Raw genomic sequence first — 20676 nt, forward strand, 5'->3', positions numbered from 1 at the left:
GATTATCATACTATTACTCTATTACTATCACTCTTTAGCGGCTTTAACTGGGCATTCAAAACCATCAGGTTTTATCGCCAAAAGGTCACATTTAAGCTGGTCGATCACATGTTCTGCGGTATTTCCCAGAAAAGCGGCGGATAGCCCAGTTCTGCCAAGGATACCAAAAACAATAATACCCGCATTCATCTCATCACACATTTTGGGAATAACACTCTCCGGTAGTCCTTCATTGATATGAGTATACTTTTCATCAATACAGAATTTTTGGCGCAATTCTTTCATGGCAATAAGATGCTGGCCACGTAGAGCATGGTTATAAACACTTGGGTCGAAATCGGGTAATTCAATGGCGATATTCAGTGGCGCGACAGGATAAGCGCTGACCAAATGAATTTCTGGGTTTTTCATGACTTGATTTGCCAGTTCCTGAGTTTCCTTAACCAGTTTCAGGTTCAGTTCATGATGATATGACTCTTCATTAGACAAATTGACCGCGACTACAACGGAGCCTTGGTCTGGCCATATCTGATCTTTGACCATCCATACTGGGCATGGGCATTTACGGAGTAACTGCCAGTCGAGTGGGGTAACAATCAAGGAGCCTAGCTTGTCATGTTTATGCGTCATTTTCAGAAGTAAATCGTGATTACCTGTAATGACCTCCTGGATAATCGCTTCATAAGGTCGATTATGCCATACCACTTTTATTTCAATATCAATACCGGCTTCCAGATAGTAGTACGCTTGTTGTTTAAGCCAGGCAGTGCGTTGGCTGGTAACCCCTTTACGCATAGCATTAGCTTCTTCTGGGGAGAGTAAGGTGGTCATTTCATAAGAAAGATCATAAATGGGCAAGAAAGCTTTAATCCGGCCACCGTTGCGTTGCACTATATAAACTGCGCGTCTTAATGCCGGTTGATCGTCCTGACTTGGGTCAATTACAACTAAAAGGTTTTGATAGTTTGCCATAATGGTATCCTCACAGAGGCTAGACAAAATATGCTTCAATACTCACGTTTCAATACTAAAGATAAACCAATATGAGCAAACCGAACAGGTCAGAGGAGAACCAGATCAACAAAATAAGATGATCTGGTTTTAAGATCAGGTAATTGAAACAGATTTTTTTCCGACTAATTCAGACAACTTATCCATGTCTTCAATCGTGATGTATTTACCTTTTACACCGAGAGTATTGTTTTTCTGGAAACGCCCAAGCAGACGACTAATAGTTTCAACAGTTAAACCGAGGTAATTACCAATATCACTGCGGGTCATGGTTAAACGGAATTCTCTTGGTGAGAAACCACGCTGAGCGAAACGACGAGAGAGATTATAAATGAATGCAGCTAGCCGTTCTTCGGCGTTTTTCTTAGACAACAGCAATATCATCTCTTGGTCGCCCTTAATTTCCCCACTCATTAGGCGCATCATCTGCTGGCGAAGATTAGGCATTTTTCCAGACAGGTCATCCAATGTTTCAAACGGAATTTCACAGACCATTGATGTTTCCAGAGCCTGAGCAAAACTTGGATGTTTAGTGTTAAGAATAGCGTCAAAACCGACTAAATCCCCTGCGAGGTGGAAACCTGTAATTTGCTCATCACCTTCTTCGGTGATAGTGTAGCTTTTAATTGTGCCAGAACGGATAGCATAAAGAGATTTCAACTCATCGCCTGCTTTAAATAGCGTTTGTCCTTTCTGGATAGGTTTCTTACGCTCAATGATATTATCAAGCTGGTCAAGCTCGTGCTCATTCAGGGTAAAAGGAATGCATAGCTGGTTAATGCTGCAATCCTGGCAGTGGATCGCACAACCACCAGACTGGATTCGACGAATAACACGTTTTTCCTGGATCATATGGCATGCTCATTTGAAATATTCATATCCTTCAACTTTAGCATTTCTTGATGATTCTGGTAAGAGCTATAATGGTTTTCTGCAATTTATTCGAGAAAATGTACTACCTTATATATTAACTATAAGAAATTGTTACATTACCGTAAAGTTAGTGTTCGATCATTGCCATAGCAAGATTATATTCAATATCAGCGTCTTGAATTTGGTAAAGAGTTTCTCCTTTATCCACCTATGGCAAGCCCTATTTTTATGTTCTCCATAGCAATTATCTTTTAAAATCTATCTGTTTTTTATTTTTCTGACAAGTCAGATTATGGCTCCATATAAAGGTTTATAGAGAAATAAGACAAGTCTGAAAACATGGCTTGAATTTAAGAGCCTATTTTTGATTTTATTCCTAAATACAACTAGTTAAATAATAAGGTAAATTGCCTTTTTAAATGGCATATTTATCGCGGCGACAAGGACGATTAATGGGCAATTAAGTGTCTCGATTAGTTCTTTTGGTGCTTCGCTTTGGAATCATATAGGTGGTTTTTTTCTCTTAACAATAATATTGACGCTTTGTTTGTAGCAGTCAGTAGTTATATTTTTCCTAAATTAGGGGCGATGAATGCCGCTGTTCTTGTTATTGCAGGGCAAATGTTATCAGCGGTACTGCTTGATTGGTTATATCAGGATATGACTCCTGGGTTGGTAAAAATTGTTGGAGTACTGTTTGTTTTATATCACTTTTCTAACGGAGAATTTGTACGAATAAGTGATGATATTGTCCGAAAAAAGGATGTTATCGCGATTAATCAGCAAGTTTATGATCGTTCCAGTTTTGATGTGTCAATTATTCCACGTTGTGTCCCGGAATGGCATTATTATATGACATTGGGTCGTCGGTTACATGCGTTACAAAGTAATCCATTGTATATTGGATTAATGTCATCTAATTACAGTTCGGAGAGCAATAATGATTTATCTTCGGCGAAAAGGATGCGATCTATTCTCAATGCACTTGATAGACCTATGGCGGCATTTTATTTCTGCATAGGCGGAGATATTAGCCAAGCGCAATATATGTGTGAAGGGATGAAAGAAGATGTTGTTCATATGAAAGGGCCAGTTGAGATCACCACGATGATTTTTTCGAAAGTGGGGGTAATTCTTTGATGGCCGTAAAATTAAAAGGTATATAGCATGAATATCAGCAATAAAGTTCCATTGAAATTCAGCCTTGAGGTAAAAGAAGCGCTTGAATCAGGAAAGCCTGTTGTTGCTCTGGAATCCAATGTGATTACTCATGGTTTGGATTATCCTGATAATGTCACAACAGCTAAGAATGTTGAGCAGGCTGTTCGTGCAAGTGGGGCAATACCCGCAACGATAGGAATAGATAAGGGGGAATTATTGGATTAACATTGGAGTTTTTAGAGACATGGAATGTGCCAGTCATATCCTATCAGTCGGATGATTTTCCTGCATTCTATTGCCGTTCCAGCGGATTCAAAAGCCCACAACGTGTTGATGAACCTGCCGTAATGGCTAAAGTGATTGAAATAAATTGGATGTTGCCGGGAGGGAAAGGAATATTAATTACGACGCCAACCAAGCCTGAGGATGCGATAGAGAGTCAAAAGATTGATATGGTTATACAACAAGCGGTATTGGAGGCTAAAAAGAATAATATTGTTGGTAATTCATTAACAAAATATCTGATGAGAACGATTGACCGAGAAACTGATGGCATCTCGGCGAAAGCCAATATGGCCGTATTAGTGAATACCGCAGAAGTTGCGGGAAAGTTAGCGGTAGCCCATGCTTTTTATAAAAATAGAGGTTGGTCTTAATCATTATTTTCATCATCTGGGTGTGCTGATTATCATATTTATCGATTTTCTAATGTGTTAACTTTTCCATAATGCTGGTAAAAATCTCATTCAGTGCTGAGGGTGTAGAATCAGCGGTAAATGGCGTGCGGGAGCGCCAATATACCGTTGATACCTTAAGCCGGAAATTAATCGCTGTTTTTGGCATTACGCTTTCTCGATCCATCTTTTCAGGCGAAACTGACCTTGGCAGATCCCACGCCAAGTAAGTTAATTTTCAACTGATCACCAGGATTAACTGGCGCCATTGTGGTGAGGGAGCCAGAGAGAATAATTTCTCCATGAAGTAATGCCATATTCAGTGTTCCTAGCATATTCGCTAGCCAGGCAACAGCGTTAGCGGGATGCTCTAGTGCAGCGGCGCCGATGCCGGTGTCAACCAGTTTGCCGTTCTTCTCCAGCGTTATTGTAACGGCGGCTAAATCAATTTCTGATGGCAGACGGGCGCCACTGCCAATGACAAATAACCCTGATGAGGCATTATCAGCAACAGTATCTGTGATTTTTATTTTCCAGTCACGGATACGGGAATCGACAATTTCGATACAGGGCACGATGTAATCTGTTGCCCTGAGTACATCTCCCGCCGTAATACCTGGTCCACTCAGATTGTGTTTCAGGATAAAGCCAATTTCACCTTCAGCTTTCGGTGCGATTAATTGTTCAATGGGTACAGTGGCGTTGTTTTTGTAATGCATATCTGAGGTGAGAATGCCAAAATCGGGTTGATCGACGCCCAATATATCCATAACTACCTGGCTGGTAATACCGATTTTTTTGCCGACAATTTGTGCTCCGGTTGCTTCCAACCGGCGAACAATAACTTTTTGCTGGATGAGATAAGCATCGTGTAATGTCAGTTCTGGATATTCATCAGAGATAGGATCGATAGCTTGACGATTCTGCCACGATTGAAATAATTTCTCACTAAGATGGTTTATGATGTTATTCATCTGTTGTTGCTCCTAATCAAACCAAAGAAGTGACATTCCAACTGGAATATCACTCGTCTGAAAGAGACATTATTTGTTGCCGTTGAGTAAAAAATCGATATGGAGCCGGTTGAATGTATCCGGGTCTTCATATTGAGGCCAGTGACCGCATTTTTCCATCACGACAAAACGGCTATTTTTAATAAGCCCGGCAAGGCGCTGACCTACTGAAACCGCAGCAGTCGGATCGTGTGTGGTCCATAGCACTAGGGTTTCAGCCTGGATCTTTGCCAGCTCATCTTCGGTCAAGAGGTTACGTGAGCGGGTCTCCATATCTTGCAGACACATAATGTTTTCCATAGCGGACAACATACCCGGTTGACGATAAATGGCAAAACGGGCTTCAACCAGGTCTTCTGCCACCATCGCAGGGTCTTCCATCAGGAATTCAAGACGCTTGCGGGTAGCTTCCCGATCCGGGTTTTTCACGGCATTCAAGCTCAGTGTGCGCAGGCGTTCCATCACATTTGGATCAGCAATCATGCCACCAGCGGTGTTCAACACCAGACGGTGAATATATTGCGGATATTTTGCTGCAAACCGGGCTGCGACCCATCCACCTAACGACTCGCCAGAAAGGTGAATTTTTTTCAGATTTAATGTCTCAATAAGATCCCGCAGGTGTTCCACATAATCGATAATTTCATAGGAACGGACAGGTTTATCCGTGAAGCCATGCCCTAGCATATCGATCGCCAGTACACGAAAATGGGCAGCATGGGGCAGTATGTTGCGCATATAAGCTTCTAAATGACCTGCAATACCATGTAAGAAAATGAGAATAGGTCCATTACCTGCTTCAAGAACACGGGTTTTTATCCCTTTTACATCGAGATGATGTAGATGGATTTCACCACTGGCAATGGCCGACCAAAGCGAACGTAATTCAGGTTGTATAGGTTTATGTTGAGGGTTTGCTGATGTTGACATCATGATATCTCCCTTATTTATTTTAAGTTAATACGTTATTAATATAACGACCACGGGTAATATTCACTAATACTTAATATGTCTAGCCTGAAAGGTAAAAACAATGACGCTTATTTTTATTCTTACAGGTATTTATTTTCAACAACATCTATTAAGTGCGATAATAATTCTGAGGTGTTGTCTTTTCGCCATGCCATTATTAACTCTATTGTCGGGGAGTACCCTGATAATGGCCGACAAATAACTGCATCTGTCATGATGCTGGTAATATAGAGTGGTACTATTGCACACCCTAAATTCAGACTAACCATGTTTAAGATTAATAGCATATTATTAGCTGTTTGAATAATATTAGGAACGACATTATGTTCGGTAAAGTAATTTTCTATAATCTGTTGTAATACGCCAGATTGTGTTGGATCGGGAGTAATAAAATTTTCTCCGTGTAGATCGTTGACTGAAATTTTCTCACAATATCTTAGCCTGTGATTAGCAGGCATCAGAACCACCAGCGGTTCATTAAGAATGACTTTAAAATCAATATAATCACTCTTTATCGGCGGACGCATGAAAGCGACATCAATGTCACCTTGTAATAATTTCTCTTCTTGTCCTGGATTAAATAAACTAATAAGTTCTACTTTTGCTCCAGGATGAGCCAGGCGAAATATTGGGATGACTTCTGGTAATACTTTAACTTCTGCTGATGGGACAAATCCAATAGTTAGCACAATTTGTTCTTGTGCCGCTCTGCGTGCCATTTTTTTTGCTTTTTCTGCATTGTCAAGAATAAGCCGGGCTTGTTGGAAAAAAACTTCTCCCGCTTTGGTTAGAGAGACTCTACGTTTATTTCTCTCTAATAGTGTGGAACCAATATAATCTTCTAAATCTTTTATTTGTTGACTTAATGAAGGTTGTGCAGTATGCAATTTTTTTGCGGCTTTAGTAAAGTTTAATTCTTCTGCCACCGCAATAAAATAGCGTAAGTGTCTTAATTCCATTGCCGTTTCCTCACATATCGAAAAAAAGTCTCAATTTAAACAAACAATGTATTTCACAAAATATTAATCTATTAATAGCATTCATTTTGCATGTTGGCAAAAAGTCAACCTTTCTTTTACTTGAGGATAAAATAATATGACATTGAGCAAAAATTCAGATATTTACCGCCTGATTGATGCCCGAGCCGGTCGTGTAACTCCTCAGATTTATATCGATCCCGAGCTCTATCAGTTAGAACTCGAAAGAATATTTGGCCGTTGTTGGCTGTTTCTAGCTCATCAGAGCCAAATCCCCAGTCCGGGTGATTTTTTCAATACTTATATGGGAGAAGATAGTGTTGTTGTTGTCCGCCAGAAAGATGGTTCTGTCAAAGCTTTCCTTAACCAATGTCGCCATCGTTCCATGCGGGTTTGTTACGCGGATAGTGGTAATACCCGTGCGTTTACTTGCCCTTATCATGGTTGGTCATATGGTGTGGACGGGCGATTAGTTGACGTTCCGCTGGAAACGTGTGCCTATCCACATGGGCTTTGCAAAGAGCAATGGGGACTTCAAGAAGTGCCATGTGTGGAAAATTATAAGGGATTGATTTTTGGCAACTGGGATACGACGGCGCCCTCCCTGATTGATTATCTTGGTGATATGGCTTGGTATCTTGATGGTGTGCTTGATCGCCGTGAAGGAGGAACTGAAGTTATTGGCGGCGTGCAAAAGTGGGTGATCAATTGTAACTGGAAATTACCCGCTGAACAGTTTGCCGGTGATCAATACCATGCTTTATTCAGTCATGCCTCTGCTGTACAGGTTTTAAGTGTAAAAGAGGGCGACAGTCATAAAGCATTAGGTGCTGATCAGACTTCCCGGCCAGTTTGGGAAACGGCAAAAGATGCCGTGCAATTTGCCCAGAATGGTCACGGTTGTGGATTTTTCTTGACCGAAAAACCCGATGCCAACGTTTGGGTTGATGGCGCCGTTGCCCGTTACTACCGTGAAACTTATGCTGAGGCAGAGCAGCGACTGGGAAAAGTCAGAGCACTGCGTCTTGCCGGTCACAACAATATTTTCCCGACGCTTTCCTGGCTTAACGGCACCGCAACCATGCGGGTGTGGCATCCGCGTGGACCTGATCAGGTAGAAGTTTGGGCGTTCTGCATCGCAGATAAAGCCGCTTCTCCAGAAGTAAAAGCCGCTTTTGAGAACAGTACTGCCCGTGCATTTGGTCCGGCAGGTTTTCTCGAACAGGATGATTCAGAAAATTGGGTAGAAATCCAGAAAGTACTTAGAGGTTACAAAGCCCGTAACAGCGCATTGTGTATGGAAATGAGATTAGGACAAGAAAGAGTGCGAGATGATGGAATTCCGGGTGTGACCAATTATGTTTTTTCCGAAACCGTTGCCCGTGGCATGTATCAGCGTTGGGCTGACTTACTCACCAGCGAAACCTGGGATGAAGTAGAGGAAAAAAGCCGGGTTTATCAGCAGGAGTTGGTCAAATGAAAGAGTTAATTGTCAATCAGGAAAAAAGGGTATCGTCGGAACTGCATTATGAAATAAGCCAGTTCTTGTATTACGAAATTGCATTACTGGATGAGTGGAAATTTCGTGACTGGCTTGAGCTGTTATCAGAAGATCTCAGCTATACCATGCGCACCATTGTTAATGCTCAAACCCGCGATCGCCGTAAGAGTATCCAGCCGCCAACCACTTGGTTGTTCAATGATAATAAATTTCAACTTGAACGCCGGATAGCCCGGTTGGAAACCGGTATGGCATGGGCAGAGGAACCCCCATCTCGTACACGCCATTTACTGACAAATTTAGTGATCACTGAAACGGACTCGCCTGACCAATTTTACGTTCAGTCCAATTATTTGCTGTACCGTTCACAAAAAGAGCGAGATGAAGCTTTTTATGTTGGTAAACGGCTGGATTGTGTTCGCCGTAATCCGAAAACGGATAGCTGGCTGATTTGCAAACGTGAAATTACTTTGGATCAGGCAGTCTTAACTTTCCATAACTTGAGTGTCTTATTCTGATGAGCCAATTATTCGTATGTACTGTTGAAGAATTGCCCGACGGAGAAGCGCGTAAGGTTGAATACACACCGGATATTGCGCTGTTTCACTGTGATGGCGAATTCTTTGCTGTTGATGACCGGTGCAGTCATGGTAATGCCTCGATATCCGAAGGGTATTTGGAAGACAATGCGACAGTTGAGTGTCCACTGCATACGGCCAGTTTTTGTCTCAGAACCGGGAGGGCGCTTTGCCTTCCTGCAACAGATCCATTGAAGACCTACCCTGTTGTTGTTAAAGACGGAAACATTTATATCACTGTATCGGAGGAGCAATAATGAGTTGGATCAAAGATCAAGTCATTTTATTAACAGGCGGTGGCTCCGGTTTAGGTTTGGCTTTAGTAGAACGTTTTATTGCTGAAGGCGCTAAAGTGGGCGTTTTGGAGCTATCGGCAGAAAAAGCGACAGCTTTAGCGCACTGTTTTGGTAACGATATTTGTGTTGTTCACGGTGATGTTGCCTCTTTTGAGGACAATGAACAAGCAGTGGCTGAAACTGTTCGACGCTTTGGCAAATTAGACTGCTTTGTTGGTAATGCCGGGATATGGGATCATAAAATCAGCTTGCTTGACGCCTCGCCAGAGCAGATTGATAAAGGATTTGATGAGCTGATGGGTGTGAACCTGAAAGGGTATATTCTAGGGGCTAAAGCCGCGTTACCGGCGTTAACCGCATCAGAAGGCAGCATGATTTTTACATTGTCAAACTCGTCATGGTTTTCTGGTGGTGGAGGGGTGTTGTATACCGCCAGCAAGCACGGCGCGGTCGGCATGATCCGCCAGTTAGCTTATGAATTAGCGCCAGTTATCAGGGTTAATGGTGTTGCGCCTTGTGGTATGCCAAGCGATCTTCGTGGGGCCGCTTCACTATCTCAGCAAGATAGATGTATTACGGATAATCTGTCATTAGAAAGTCTCGGTGCAATTTTGCCTTTGCAATTCATACCTCAGCCAGAAGATTTCACCGGTCCGTATGTCATGCTGGCTTCCCGCGCCAATAACCGTACTTTAACGGGGGTGATGATAACGGCTGATGCCGGATTAAGTATCCGTGGCATTCGCCAAGCTACAGCGGGAGTGATGTCTCCGAACAAAAAGGAGAGTTCAAATGACCGTTAAATTGATTTGTACTTCACACACGCCTTTGATGGACTTTGGTTCTCCGCCGGAAACGACAGAAAAGCATGTTCGGCTGGTTTTTCAGCAACTGGCTGAACAGATAAAAGCCTACGACCCACAATTGATAGTAATTTTCGCTCCTGACCATTTTAATGGTTTTTTTATGACCTCATGCCGGCATTTTGCGTTGGAGTCAGGGCGAATGCAGTGGGGGATTGGGATATTGGTAAAGGTCCACTCAATGTTCCTGAGAACACAGCGCAGGATTTAATTTCCGCCTTGTATAACGCCGATATTGATGTTGCCCAGTCTTGGCGTATGCAGGCTGATCACGGTTTTACTCAACCACTGATGTTGCTTTGCCAAGATTTACAGCGTTATCCAACTATCCCAATATTTATTAACTGTGCAGCTAAACCATTGCCGACATGCCGTCGTGCTGTTGCGTTAGGTCGTGCGGTTGGTCAATTCCTATTCACCACAGATCAGCGGGTATTGCTGCTAGGTTCTGGCGGCTTATCACATGATCCCCCGATACCCCAGATGGGACAAGTGCCGCCGGAAGTTGAGGAAGGACTGATTGCCGGAAGAAATCCGACAAAAGAAGCGCGCCAGAAACGGCAAAACCGAGTCATTGAGGTTGGAAAATCGTTGGCTCGTGGTGAGAATGTCGTTGCTCCGTTGAATCCACAGTGGGATGACGAGTTATTGCGTATTTTTTGTAGTGGCGATATTCGACGCCTTGCTTCATTAACCGAGGGAGGGATTGCCATTCAGGGCGGGAAAGGTGGACAGGAAATTCGTTGTTGGATTGCGGCTTTTGCAGCGCTTTCTGTTTATGGCGAATATAAAGCGCAGCGACATTATTACCAACCTATTAAGGAGTGGCTGGCAGGGATGGCAATGGTCAGTGCTCAACCTGTAACTCAGATAGGAGCGTAATATGCGGAATCAGACTTTTGTTATCGTTGGAGCAGGACAAGCGGGGGCGATGGCCGCCGCAACCTTAAGGCAGCAGCAGTTTGATGGCGATATTATTTTAATTGGTAAGGAATATCATGCGCCTTACGAACGGCCAATTTTATCGAAAGAGTATTTAATCAACCCAGAGGAAGCGCCGAAGTATCTGTTCTCCGAAGATTTTTATCTGAAAAACCAGATAGATCTACGCATAGGCCAATCGGTCAGCCAGATTGTGCCATCAAAACATTGTGTCGTTTTAGAAAATGGCGGCGAGCTTAGGTATGACAAACTCCTGCTTGCTGTGGGGGCAAGAGCGAGACGGTTTCCGCTCCTCGATCAACTGGGTGAAAATGTTTATACCCTGAGGACGTTGGATGATGCACAACGTTTACGCCAGGCGGTGAAAAAAGACAAACGGATTTTGATTGTTGGTGGTGGTGTAATTGGCTTGGAACTGGCGGCAACCTCCTGTGAATTGGGGGCAAATGTTACGGTTATCGAACAGGCGGATAACATCATGGGGCGTTGTGCCCCACCGTTATTGCAAGATTATCTTCTGAATCGTCATCAGGAAAACGGGGTGCAATTCTTCCTTGATACCAAAATTGTTTCCGCACAAAAGCAAGGGAGTGAATTAGTACTTATATTGAACACCGGAGAAAAGGTGATCGGAGATATTATTATTTATGGCATCGGCGCCGAATTCAGGGATCAGCTTGCCGCTGACGCCGGTTTGGTGACTAATGGCGGTATCGTCATTGATAGCCGTTGTCAGACTTCTGAACCGGATATTTTTGCTGCCGGGGATGTTTGCCTCCAGAGAGAACCACTGACAGGTGATCTCCAGCGCCGTGAAACTTGGGAAAATGCTAACCGTCAGGCGACTATTGCCGCACACGCCATGATGGGGTTGGAACCCCCGCAGCCGGGCGCTCCGTGGTTTTGGACCGATCAGTGGGGCATTAACATCCAGATGGTTGGTAATATGCAGGCTGAAGAGTGGCATGTTCAGGGTGATTTGCAATCAGATAAGGCCATTTTATTTGGTACAGAGAATGAAGTTTTAGTCGGTGCTGTCGCGATTAATCAGGGAAGAGAAATGCGCAATTTACGGAAATTACTTGCTAATTCAACGGTTGTTTCGGTGTAGTATTTGAATAGCTAGGTTTATAGTTATAAAGCATGACGGTATTTTATTAGCAATGAGTGATTTTATTATTGATTTACCCTTAAGGATATCACTGTCTCTGAAAAAGATTACGGCTAAAAACCGTAATCTTTATTTTAATATTACAACGATGTCTTATTAATGTTTAATAACATAAAGATCTTTCGATGACATAAGACCGAGTGGGCTGATATAATATCCCCCAATATAAGGTTTTACTAATCTGGCACTGACATAGTAATAAATAGGAATTGACGGAACATCTCTTGTAAGAATATCTTGTGCTTGCTGGAAATATTCTATGTCGTTTGTTGCTTTGGCCTTACTGATCAGATCATCATAAATATCGTTATGATATAATGATGTATTATTAGAACTATTGGTGACATAATTATTTAAAAACGAAGCAGGATTATCGTAATCAGCTATCCACGCATGTCTGACCAAATCAAAGTTACTTTGATGCATGGTGTCTAACATGGTTTTCCATTCTTGATTTTGTAAGACAGCATCCACGCCCAGATTTTTCTTCCACATTGAGGTGGCTGCAATAGCAATCCTTTTATGATCCTCTGATGTATTATAAAGAAGGTTAAGTTTCAATGGGTTATTTCTGTTATAACCGGCTTCATTCAATAACTGCCGAGCTTTTTCAATTCTTTTTGCCAGCGTCCATGATGCATAATCAGGCTGTTTTAAGTTCATTCCTCCTGTGCTTGGTGGAGTGTTATTATAGGCCGGCTTTTGGCCTTGCCCCAAGACTTTATTGGTTATGATGTTCTTATCTAAAGCCAGATTTAGTGCCTGTCTGACTCTAATATCATTAAAAGGGGCTTTTTGGGTGTTAAATTCGTAATAGTAAACAGCTAATTTAGGAGAAATATGGACCTGGCTGCCTAACTTAGTTTTTAAAGAGTTAAATAAAACCGATGGGATACCCTTTGTAATATCTATTTCTCCTGCTAAATAACGGTTCACTACCGCTGTTTCTGATGTTACGTTAAGATAGGTGACTTTATTAATCACGGTGTGTTCATTATCCCAATATTGTGGATTCCTGACGCCAATTATTTTCTCATTGACGATCCATTCAGCGAGTTTGAATGGACCACTACTGACAAACACATTCGGTTGGGTCCATTTTTCACCATATTTCTCAACCGCTTTTTGGCTGATAGGAACCATAACTGGATGTGCCAGCATATTTAAAAAATAGGATAGCGGTTGCTCTAATGTTACTTCTAGCGTTAAATTATCCAATGCTTTTACACCTAATTCATCGGTTTTTTTCTTACCGACAAGAATATCTTTGGCATTTACTATATGCATGTTTTCAATATAACTGCCATACGGGGATGCCATTTGGGGATCAATTAAACGTCTCCAACTAAAAACCACATCATGAGCGGTAATAGGTGAGCCGTCAGACCATTTTATTCCTTCTCTTAGATGAAACACCCAAGTTTTATTATCGTTAGTTTCCCAACGGATAGCTAAATTAGGATTAAACTTACCATCATTTCCTATGCTAATTAATCCACTGAAAAAGTCGTTTATAATATCAAACTCAACATCACTTTCAACTTTATGCACGTCAAGAGAAGCAGGTTCTGAGCCATTATGACGAACAATATTCTGGTTGGTTGCCAGTTGTGTACCGGGTGGAATAATTGCTGCATGAGCTAATGTCAAGCTTCCAAGCATAACTCCTGTAAATAAGGATATGTTTTTTATTGTTTTTTTCATCATGATTTCTCCAGTAATAACGGGTTTTTTCGGGTTAATGTTGCAAGTTGTAACGCCTGAAATCGGACCTAGGGTAAATAATTAGACTGAGCGTGGAGCCAAAAGTAATTATAGCTAAATATGTATTATTTCATTCCAAATGTCGTTGATTAATAATTTTATTTTTCTAATTACCCTGTTTAAAGAGTGATAAAAATAACCTGAATGACTTATTTTTATAAGAATTTATCTGAGCATTGTTATTTTTTTATTAAAAGAATTTATTTAACAACAATATTATCTGTTTCAGATATTAGTTGGTTTTTAACTTTGAAAATCGTGTTTTGTGAATTAACTCGCAATTCCTCAAAAGTGTGATTTCCTGCTACTGTCGGGTATCAACGAAGATTTATGTAGTGTAAGAGGTGAGTATGAATGTTGTAGATTAGCGGGTGTGTAAGATTTTGCGTTTCATGTATAAACACATAAACAAGGAAAATATATTATGAATAATGCTCGTTGGAACGTTGCTGTCTCTGAGGCAGTACGGTCACACATTTTAGAACTGGCAGCAGAACAAATTAAAATGGCTAACACTGATGTTAGTGAAATCGAGCTTGCTTCAATAGTTGATGAGGCTCTGGATTGGGCGCGTAAGCGCTGATGGCGGTTGTTCTTGATAATAGCACACAGTACAGATGGGTAAGATTTGCATTGGTTAACGATTGTATGTATATTCTTTATACCATCAATCGTTAACTCGAGGTGCATTATGCAAACTGTGTATAGGAAAACCAAAGTCAATAATAACGCGACGGCACCTCATCATGAGTACGATGACGCTGATGTAGCGGCTGATCGCCTTGTGAATATCATTAAGGAACTGGCTGATGGTATTCGTAGTAAAGGTAAGGCTAATATCAAGCATCAGCTAGCGTTGCCGGATAATCAGTTTCTGATGAATATGTTGTTTTTGGCGATACCAGCACGAGCGCTTGCTGAGCTGACGCCGGAAAAGAAGAGGTTACTCAATCGTGTGCGTAGCCGCGCGCGCTTTTTTGACAACGTGCGTGAAAACGGTGGTGTGTTAAATTCTGCCGAGGTAGCGAGTTTGCTAGGTGTCAGTAAAGTAACAGTTAAAAAGAAAAAGGACACCGGTAAATTACTGGCCTTGGAATACGATGGTGAGTTTATTTATCCGGCTTTTCAGTTCACCGATGATGAAAGTAAAGGCGAAAAAGGTGTGCTCAGGGGGGTGACGGAGATCTTGTTTCATCTTAATCACGTTAGCGGTGTGATGCAGTACGGATTTTTCGTGCAGAAACGTAATGTACTGGATCACCGTTTACCAGAAGGTCAAGAGTTCACGGTTATTGCTTTGCTGAGAGAGGGTGTTTCGGATGATAAGCTTCAACAGATAATCCGTTTAGCCAAGTTGTTTGGCACTCAAGATGCCGCCTAGAAATATAGAAGCATAGTAAAAAGAGAGGGAACGGGCACATACCGGCTCCCCCTTTTGTTATATTACTGGGATATCCAGGTCGTTCACCAGGATATCTTCGGCAATTTCTCCTTCATGCTCAAATTCCCTAAGCACCTTGAGTTCCTCGGTGCGTATCATGCCTTTACCCGAAGGATCGTCATGCCAGAGCACGATGCATGGCTCAAGCGTAACGTTGGACATGTAGGCAAGTCCATCCGCGTGCGGTGACAGCTTCGCCGCGAGTTGCTGCGTGATCCGGTAGTCTGTGCCGGTTAGCTGATGGGCAGTAATGTGCATTTTCGGCGCAAGTCGGGTAATGTCTACAATACGTAACTCTTTCTCTGTCACTAATGTCGCCATATGGTACCCATCCAGTTCCCGGTCTGTAATGGCTGGCAGACGTTGAAACACCTCCTTCATCGATGTTCTTGGCGAGTTGGCAAGATATAAATTACCAATTGTGCCGTTCGTTAACCCGTACCGGGTATGTCCTCCATCGCGGTTAAAGAATACGCCGCTGCCTCCGTGTTCACCCTCTTGTAGTCGGTAAAAAATTGTGCCGACTGAGATGATAATGATACTTTGCGTAATTTTATCGATGGTGAGGGTGGCTAACTGTTGCTTTGTCACTGAGTCAGGGCTTGCCTCTGATTTTGTTACCACTGAACACTCCTGTATTCTTGCCTGTTTCAGCCATATATTGCCTCCGGTTTTATTACATTAACTGGACGGTGAAGACACGCAATGCTGTGTATCTATCCAGTGATGTCAGTATATTACAGACAACGGGGCAGGGTATATGTTTTGATACAGAAAATGATTGAAAAATATACCTCATTGTATGCTGTCAGTTAGCCGTAAGAATATGCGGTAGGACAATATTAATGTATTCATTGTTGATGTACTCATTCACGAGAATAATATGAGATATTTATTATTTTATTTTAATCTAATTGCGCTTATGTATTATTAATATAATAATTGAATTCATATGCTATGAAATAAAAAATTGCGCAATAATTAAAGCTATCATTTTTATTTTTTTATACAATGATATGCTTTATTAAACAGAATAATGAGTTAATGGTAAATAAATCCTCAGAATTTATCATGATATTACAGACGAATGTGATGTGAAAAATTATTTTATAGGCTGATTGATAGTATAATGGTATTAAAATAACAATATATTTGCTCATGGATATTTATCATCGGTTTTATTACATGGGTAAAATAATCTATCAATTAGTTTTACATAATTCACAAATGGCGATTCAAATAAGCAGAAATATTGAAAATACTTATTTATGATTATGGTGATATATCTTCATTAGCCTACTTTTATAACTAGAAAAATTGACATTTTCAATCCATGTATGAATGGTAACCAATATGCAGATAGCTCAAAGAGTTGTTATTACAGGTATGGGAGCGGTAACACCGATTGGTGAAGATGTTGAATCATGTTGGCAAAGTATTATGGAGAAACAGCATCGATTTCACAGAATTGAATTTCCCGACTCATTCATTAATTCACGTTTCTTTTCCTTCCTTGTACCAAACCCATCCCGTTATCAGTTATTACCAAAAAAGTTGACTCATACGCTTTCAGATTGCGGAAAAGCAGCATTGAAGGCAACTTATCAAGCTCTTACGCAAGCATTTGGTGTGAACATATCACCTGTTGAATATTACGATAAATACGAATGTGGAGTCATCCTTGGCAGTGGTTGGGGAGCTATCGATAATGCTGGAGATTATGCCTATCAATATAAGAAAGCTAAATTAGCTCATCCTATGAGTAATCTCATCACCATGCCAAGCGCCATGACGGCGGCATGTTCAATTATGTATGGGCTGCGTGGTTATCAGAATACTATGGCGGCCGCCTGCGCAACGGGCACAATGGCAATAGGTGATGCCTTTGAAATTATTCGCTCAGGACGTGCAAAATGTATGATTGCCGGAGCCTCTGAATCACTTACTCGGGAATGTAATATTTGGAGTATTGATGTACTGAATGCATTATCAAAAGAGCAAACGGACCCAAATCTCGCATGTTGTCCATTTAGCCTTGATCGCTCAGGGTTTGTATTGGCCGAAGGAGCGGCGGTGGTTTGTCTGGAAGATTATGATTCGGCCGTCGAGCGTGGTGCAACGATTCTGGCGGAAATTAAAGGTTATGCTCAATATTCAGATGCCACTAATTTAACTCGGCCAATAGAAGATATTGAACCTAAAATATTAGCGATAACCAAAGCTATTGAACAGGCACAGATTTCGCCGGAAGATATTGACTATATTAATGCTCATGGCACTTCTACACCGTTAAATGATCTTTATGAAACCCAGTCAATTAAAGCAGCGCTGGGGCAGCATGCTTATCAAGTCCCCATATCAAGTACAAAATCTTATACCGGTCATCTTATTGCTGCGGCCGGCAGCTTCGAAACTATTGTATGTGTAAAGGCATTAACTGAAAATTGCTTGCCGGCGACATTGAATTTGCATCGGGCCGATCCAGATTGTGACCTTAATTATTTACCTAATCAACATTGCTATACCGCTCAACCAGAAGTGGCGCTCAATATTAGTTCAGGTTTTGGGGGGCATAACGCTGCGTTGGTTATCTCTAAGGTAGGGTAACTGATATGTTGATTTTTGAAATAGAAGATATTGAACATTGGTCGAATTTCTCTGGGGATTTTAATCCTATCCATTATCCGGCGAAAAGCCAGTATTTACACAATATGCAGCAGCATCCGGTTCAGGGGATGTTGAGTCTGCTATATGTGCGGCAACAGTTCTCTCAATTAACTTCAGCTTTTACCACTGGGATATTGAACATTGATGTGTCTTTTCGTCAACATGTTTATACCGCATTACCACATCAACTGAGAATTGATACTAAAAACAAAACGTTTAAATTGGAAAACTCTGGCAAAGAAAGCACGTTGTTCGGCAATACCAGCGTAGAAAATACAGTGGAATCAATTGAAGATTGGATCGTTCAGGATAACTGTCAAAGGTTAACAATAACAGGGGAAGAAGTTTGTGAAAAGTATGCTGCCTTTAGATGCTATTTCCCAAGTGTTACTTCTGTTGGCTGGTTCCTGGATGGGCTTGCTTTTCATCTTGTCATTAATTCGACAAGATTTCTTAATTTTGAGCACTACCATTTTAATCAGTTACAGGATTACTTAAATCAATCTTATACTTTGCATACTGGGCAAGGGATTAAAATAAAGAAAATGGTTGTTAATAGTACACTATTATCATCTGCACCGGATATCTGTATTGAATTAAATCCACCATTAATAATTAAGAATGGCCCTAAAGACTATATTCGTATTTTTCATTATCGATGTTTATATGATAAAGAACCTATTTTCGTGTCAAAGGTTTCAATTGTCTCTAAAATGAAATAAAAGGAAAGCGAAATGCCAACACAAAATGATATTTTTACTAAGATAAAGAATAGAATATTAGTGATGAAGGATATCGAAGAGGAGGAAATAACACCAGAATCTTCTTTTGTTTCGCTTAAATTTGATAGCCTTGACTATGTGGAAATTCAGGTTTTTGTATTGGAGGTGTATGGTATTAGTATTAAAGCTGAGATTTTTTCAAATCATTCTATTTTAACATTAAATGAACTTACGAATTATATAGAGTCTAATTTATAAACTGAGATTTTAATTTTCATTATTATACCACCTCGTCGAGAGGTGGTCGTTTACTCTAACCCTATTTTTACTATTAACATTTAGAGGTTATAATGAACATTCTAGAAAAAGGTAAAATTGCTGCTTTATATTCAGCCTATACAGAGACAGAAGGTTCTTCGTGGGTTGGAAACCTATGCTGTTTTTCAGTTGATCGAGAACATTTGCCTATTATTGTGAATGGACGTCGTTTCTTGATTGAATTTGTTATTCCAGATCATTTACTTGATAAAACGGTTGAACCCAGAATATTCGATTTGGATATAAATAAACAGTTTTTACTGCGCCGTGATCATCGTGAGATAAATATTTATCTTTTAGGTGAAGGAAATTTTATGGATAGAACGACGACAGATAAAAAACTATTCGAATTAAACGAAGATGGTTCACTATTTATTAAGACGTTACGCCATGCTCTTGGTAAATATGTTTCTATTAATCCTTCAACTACACAATTTATCTTTTTTGCACAAGGAAAATACAGCGAATTTATCCTGAACGCCTTGAAGGAATTTGAAGACGAATTATCAAAACGTTATCGCGTAAGAATTATTCCTGAATTGCAAGGGCCATATTATGGCTTTGAACTTGATATTATTTCTATTACAGCTTAATTCACAATATTATGGAGAATGTTATGGAAAAGAGAATAACAACATTTACCATTGAGAAAACTGATGATAGTTTTTATGCTAATGGTCGTCATCAATGTATGGTGAAAATCTCTGTACTTAAACAAGAATATAGGAATGGTGATTGGGTAAAATTAGCATTGAGTGATGCTGAAAAAAGATCGATTCAGGTGGCAGCATTAAGTGATAGTCTTATATATGACCAATTAAAAATGCCTTCAGGTTGGACAACGACAGAGATAAGAAATAGATATGATCTTGGATTATTAAATGGTGTTTATCGTATTGATACTTCTATTAATGAGCCGGCAGTAGATCATGCGGGAGATTGCTGTACAAATGAAAGCTATCAGAACAGCGTGAAGAGTGTTCCTGAATATATCTATCGTTATGTTAGTAGTAATAGAACAAGTACAGAGTATCTAATAGCAAAAATGACCTTCGAAGATACGGATGGGAAACGCACGCTAACAACGAATATGTCAGTTGGTGATGAAGTTTTTGACAGCAAGATTTTATTAAAAGCTATTGCTCCTTATGCAATTAATGCAAATCAATTGCATGAAAGTACCAATATATTGTTTGATAAAACAGAAGAACCAACGAAATCGGATACTCACCATCAAACCATTAACCTTTATCGTTGGACATTGCCATATCATTTGAGGATTCTTGAAGGGAATGATAGTACTGTTAATAGAATATATGTACTTGGTAAAGATCCATCAGATGATAGATTCCTGACAAGAGGAAGGGTATTTAAACGAGGAACTTCATATGTAAATGCACGTGATAATGTGAGTGGAGGATGTGTTATGGACTATGGTTATAGCGTATCGGTCCCGGACACGCAGCTTGCTGCTGAAGTACTCCATGTGACAGGATGTTCATGGACGAGTGGTTATTATGATGGATATCATGATGTCACAATCATTGATAACTACGGTTGTCAGCATAAATTCAGAATATCCTCGGTTAATATTGGACGTGCGCTAAGCATAGCAAGAATAAGTTGATTTTCCTTAGTAAAGAACCTTTGTCTATGCCGGTAATCGCATATGTGTTTACCGGTAATTAAGATATTCCATTATTGAAATAGAAATATAGGGATATCTGTTATT

The 20676-nt window shown here is 40.6% G+C and carries 21 protein-coding genes and 2 pseudogenes; 16 read left to right on the forward strand and 7 right to left on the reverse strand.

The window, feature by feature from the left end; genetic code table 11:
- Positions 1–27: 27 nt before the first annotated feature.
- Complete coding sequence (gene uspE, locus B0X70_RS11210) at positions 28–972, reverse strand: universal stress protein UspE (RefSeq protein WP_105398296.1); 945 nt, start codon at positions 970–972, stop codon at positions 28–30.
- Positions 973–1107: 135 nt separating this feature from the next.
- Complete coding sequence (locus tag B0X70_RS11215) at positions 1108–1863, reverse strand: fumarate/nitrate reduction transcriptional regulator Fnr (RefSeq protein WP_036775662.1); 756 nt, start codon at positions 1861–1863, stop codon at positions 1108–1110.
- A 469-nt stretch (positions 1864–2332) separates the two neighbouring features.
- On the opposite strand from B0X70_RS11215, the pseudogene B0X70_RS25155 reads away from it, so the two are divergent.
- Positions 2333–3024, forward strand: a pseudogene (locus B0X70_RS25155) (DMT family transporter).
- Positions 3025–3051: 27 nt separating this feature from the next.
- A pseudogene (locus tag B0X70_RS11230) lies at positions 3052–3701 on the forward strand (pseudouridine-5'-phosphate glycosidase).
- 209 nt (positions 3702–3910) lie between these two features.
- Here the strand turns inward: B0X70_RS11230 and B0X70_RS11235 are convergent.
- From B0X70_RS11235 to hcaR, 3 genes are all read right to left on the reverse strand, one after another.
- Positions 3911–4693: a fumarylacetoacetate hydrolase family protein gene (locus B0X70_RS11235; RefSeq protein WP_217471506.1), complete on the reverse strand. Its 783-nt coding sequence runs from the start codon at positions 4691–4693 to the stop codon at positions 3911–3913.
- 69 nt (positions 4694–4762) lie between these two features.
- Positions 4763–5665: an alpha/beta fold hydrolase gene (locus tag B0X70_RS11240; RefSeq protein ID WP_246593493.1), complete on the reverse strand. Its 903-nt coding sequence runs from the start codon at positions 5663–5665 to the stop codon at positions 4763–4765.
- 119 nt (positions 5666–5784) lie between these two features.
- Positions 5785–6663: a DNA-binding transcriptional regulator HcaR gene (hcaR, locus tag B0X70_RS11245; RefSeq protein WP_036806289.1), complete on the reverse strand. Its 879-nt coding sequence runs from the start codon at positions 6661–6663 to the stop codon at positions 5785–5787.
- A gap of 136 nt (positions 6664–6799) precedes the next feature.
- On the opposite strand from hcaR, the gene hcaE reads away from it, so the two are divergent.
- Genes hcaE through hcaD form a run of 7 tightly spaced genes read left to right on the forward strand, consistent with a single transcriptional unit; the run spans position 6800 to position 11972 of the window.
- On the forward strand, positions 6800–8161 hold the full coding sequence (gene hcaE / locus B0X70_RS11250; RefSeq protein WP_036775667.1) for a 3-phenylpropionate/cinnamic acid dioxygenase subunit alpha: 1362 nt from the start codon (positions 6800–6802) through the stop codon (positions 8159–8161).
- On the forward strand, positions 8158–8700 hold the full coding sequence (gene hcaF, locus B0X70_RS11255; protein ID WP_036806283.1) for a 3-phenylpropionate/cinnamic acid dioxygenase subunit beta: 543 nt from the start codon (positions 8158–8160) through the stop codon (positions 8698–8700). Before hcaE ends, hcaF begins: the two co-directional genes overlap by 4 nt.
- Complete coding sequence (gene hcaC, locus B0X70_RS11260; RefSeq protein WP_217471507.1) at positions 8700–9017, forward strand: 3-phenylpropionate/cinnamic acid dioxygenase ferredoxin subunit; 318 nt, start codon at positions 8700–8702, stop codon at positions 9015–9017. Before hcaF ends, hcaC begins: the two co-directional genes overlap by 1 nt.
- Positions 9017–9859: a 3-phenylpropionate-dihydrodiol/cinnamic acid-dihydrodiol dehydrogenase gene (gene hcaB, locus B0X70_RS11265; protein ID WP_036806277.1), complete on the forward strand. Its 843-nt coding sequence runs from the start codon at positions 9017–9019 to the stop codon at positions 9857–9859. Before hcaC ends, hcaB begins: the two co-directional genes overlap by 1 nt.
- Positions 9849–10130 carry a DODA-type extradiol aromatic ring-opening family dioxygenase gene (locus B0X70_RS25520; protein ID WP_251073238.1) on the forward strand — a complete coding sequence of 94 codons (282 nt, stop codon included), beginning with the start codon at positions 9849–9851 and terminating at the stop codon, positions 10128–10130. The genes hcaB and B0X70_RS25520 overlap by 11 nt, the downstream gene beginning before the upstream one ends.
- Positions 10067–10801: a 3-carboxyethylcatechol 2,3-dioxygenase gene (locus B0X70_RS11270; protein WP_251073239.1), complete on the forward strand. Its 735-nt coding sequence runs from the start codon at positions 10067–10069 to the stop codon at positions 10799–10801. The genes B0X70_RS25520 and B0X70_RS11270 overlap by 64 nt, the downstream gene beginning before the upstream one ends.
- Before the next feature lies 1 nt (position 10802).
- Positions 10803–11972, forward strand: a complete 1170-nt coding sequence (hcaD, locus tag B0X70_RS11275) for a phenylpropionate dioxygenase ferredoxin reductase subunit (protein WP_214039044.1) — start codon at positions 10803–10805, stop codon at positions 11970–11972.
- 156 nt (positions 11973–12128) lie between these two features.
- Here hcaD and B0X70_RS11280 read toward each other — a convergent pair whose 3' ends face one another.
- On the reverse strand, positions 12129–13739 hold the full coding sequence (locus B0X70_RS11280; protein ID WP_217471508.1) for an ABC transporter substrate-binding protein: 1611 nt from the start codon (positions 13737–13739) through the stop codon (positions 12129–12131).
- Positions 13740–14220: 481 nt separating this feature from the next.
- Here B0X70_RS11280 and B0X70_RS11285 point away from each other — a divergent pair, with 481 nt between their 5' ends.
- Together B0X70_RS11285 and B0X70_RS11290 are read left to right on the forward strand one after the other, a co-directional pair.
- Complete coding sequence (locus B0X70_RS11285) at positions 14221–14379, forward strand: ribbon-helix-helix domain-containing protein (RefSeq protein ID WP_217471509.1); 159 nt, start codon at positions 14221–14223, stop codon at positions 14377–14379.
- 108 nt (positions 14380–14487) lie between these two features.
- Complete coding sequence (locus B0X70_RS11290) at positions 14488–15177, forward strand: hypothetical protein (protein WP_110090676.1); 690 nt, start codon at positions 14488–14490, stop codon at positions 15175–15177.
- 57 nt (positions 15178–15234) lie between these two features.
- Here the strand turns inward: B0X70_RS11290 and B0X70_RS11295 are convergent, their stop codons facing one another.
- Positions 15235–15861 carry an RES family NAD+ phosphorylase gene (locus B0X70_RS11295; protein ID WP_110090677.1) on the reverse strand — a complete coding sequence of 209 codons (627 nt, stop codon included), beginning with the start codon at positions 15859–15861 and terminating at the stop codon, positions 15235–15237.
- 729 nt (positions 15862–16590) lie between these two features.
- On the opposite strand from B0X70_RS11295, the gene B0X70_RS11300 reads away from it, so the two are divergent.
- The 5 genes from B0X70_RS11300 to B0X70_RS11320 all read left to right on the forward strand — a co-directional run bounded on the left by B0X70_RS11300 (position 16591) and on the right by B0X70_RS11320 (position 20571).
- On the forward strand, positions 16591–17844 hold the full coding sequence (locus B0X70_RS11300) for a beta-ketoacyl-[acyl-carrier-protein] synthase family protein (protein WP_246593494.1): 1254 nt from the start codon (positions 16591–16593) through the stop codon (positions 17842–17844).
- A gap of 5 nt (positions 17845–17849) precedes the next feature.
- The gene (locus B0X70_RS11305) at positions 17850–18626 is read left to right on the forward strand and encodes a hypothetical protein (RefSeq protein ID WP_036806249.1); all 777 of its coding nucleotides are present in this window, start codon (positions 17850–17852) and stop codon (positions 18624–18626) included.
- A 12-nt stretch (positions 18627–18638) separates the two neighbouring features.
- Positions 18639–18884 (forward strand): acyl carrier protein, encoded by a 246-nt coding sequence (locus tag B0X70_RS11310; protein ID WP_036806246.1) that lies wholly within the window; start codon positions 18639–18641, stop codon positions 18882–18884.
- Between the two features lie 92 nt (positions 18885–18976).
- Positions 18977–19537, forward strand: a complete 561-nt coding sequence (locus tag B0X70_RS11315) for a hypothetical protein (protein ID WP_036775689.1) — start codon at positions 18977–18979, stop codon at positions 19535–19537.
- 23 nt (positions 19538–19560) lie between these two features.
- A complete protein-coding gene (locus B0X70_RS11320) occupies positions 19561–20571 on the forward strand; it encodes a hypothetical protein (protein ID WP_036806243.1) in 1011 nt (336 codons plus the stop codon).
- Positions 20572–20676 lie beyond the last annotated feature (105 nt).

This window comes from Photorhabdus akhurstii, from assembly GCF_019090985.1.
Taxonomy (GTDB): domain Bacteria; phylum Pseudomonadota; class Gammaproteobacteria; order Enterobacterales; family Enterobacteriaceae; genus Photorhabdus; species Photorhabdus akhurstii.

Bases quoted from the DNA above. Each gene is read 5' to 3' on its own strand.
- uspE (WP_105398296.1), bottom strand. From the start codon at position 972: ATGGCAAACTATCAAAACCTTTTAGTTGTAATTGACCCAAGTCAGGAC.
- B0X70_RS11215 (WP_036775662.1), bottom strand. From the start codon at position 1,863: ATGATCCAGGAAAAACGTGTTATTCGTCGAATCCAGTCTGGTGGTTGT.
- B0X70_RS11235 (WP_217471506.1), bottom strand. From the start codon at position 4,693: ATGAATAACATCATAAACCATCTTAGTGAGAAATTATTTCAATCGTGG.
- B0X70_RS11240 (WP_246593493.1), bottom strand. From the start codon at position 5,665: ATGATGTCAACATCAGCAAACCCTCAACATAAACCTATACAACCTGAA.
- hcaR (WP_036806289.1), bottom strand. From the start codon at position 6,663: ATGGAATTAAGACACTTACGCTATTTTATTGCGGTGGCAGAAGAATTA.
- hcaE (WP_036775667.1), top strand. From the start codon at position 6,800: ATGACATTGAGCAAAAATTCAGATATTTACCGCCTGATTGATGCCCGA.
- hcaF (WP_036806283.1), top strand. From the start codon at position 8,158: ATGAAAGAGTTAATTGTCAATCAGGAAAAAAGGGTATCGTCGGAACTG.
- hcaC (WP_217471507.1), top strand. From the start codon at position 8,700: ATGAGCCAATTATTCGTATGTACTGTTGAAGAATTGCCCGACGGAGAA.
- hcaB (WP_036806277.1), top strand. From the start codon at position 9,017: ATGAGTTGGATCAAAGATCAAGTCATTTTATTAACAGGCGGTGGCTCC.
- B0X70_RS25520 (WP_251073238.1), top strand. From the start codon at position 9,849: ATGACCGTTAAATTGATTTGTACTTCACACACGCCTTTGATGGACTTT.
- hcaD (WP_214039044.1), top strand. From the start codon at position 10,803: ATGCGGAATCAGACTTTTGTTATCGTTGGAGCAGGACAAGCGGGGGCG.
- B0X70_RS11280 (WP_217471508.1), bottom strand. From the start codon at position 13,739: ATGATGAAAAAAACAATAAAAAACATATCCTTATTTACAGGAGTTATG.
- B0X70_RS11285 (WP_217471509.1), top strand. From the start codon at position 14,221: ATGAATAATGCTCGTTGGAACGTTGCTGTCTCTGAGGCAGTACGGTCA.
- B0X70_RS11290 (WP_110090676.1), top strand. From the start codon at position 14,488: ATGCAAACTGTGTATAGGAAAACCAAAGTCAATAATAACGCGACGGCA.
- B0X70_RS11300 (WP_246593494.1), top strand. From the start codon at position 16,591: ATGCAGATAGCTCAAAGAGTTGTTATTACAGGTATGGGAGCGGTAACA.
- B0X70_RS11305 (WP_036806249.1), top strand. From the start codon at position 17,850: ATGTTGATTTTTGAAATAGAAGATATTGAACATTGGTCGAATTTCTCT.
- B0X70_RS11310 (WP_036806246.1), top strand. From the start codon at position 18,639: ATGCCAACACAAAATGATATTTTTACTAAGATAAAGAATAGAATATTA.
- B0X70_RS11315 (WP_036775689.1), top strand. From the start codon at position 18,977: ATGAACATTCTAGAAAAAGGTAAAATTGCTGCTTTATATTCAGCCTAT.
- B0X70_RS11320 (WP_036806243.1), top strand. From the start codon at position 19,561: ATGGAAAAGAGAATAACAACATTTACCATTGAGAAAACTGATGATAGT.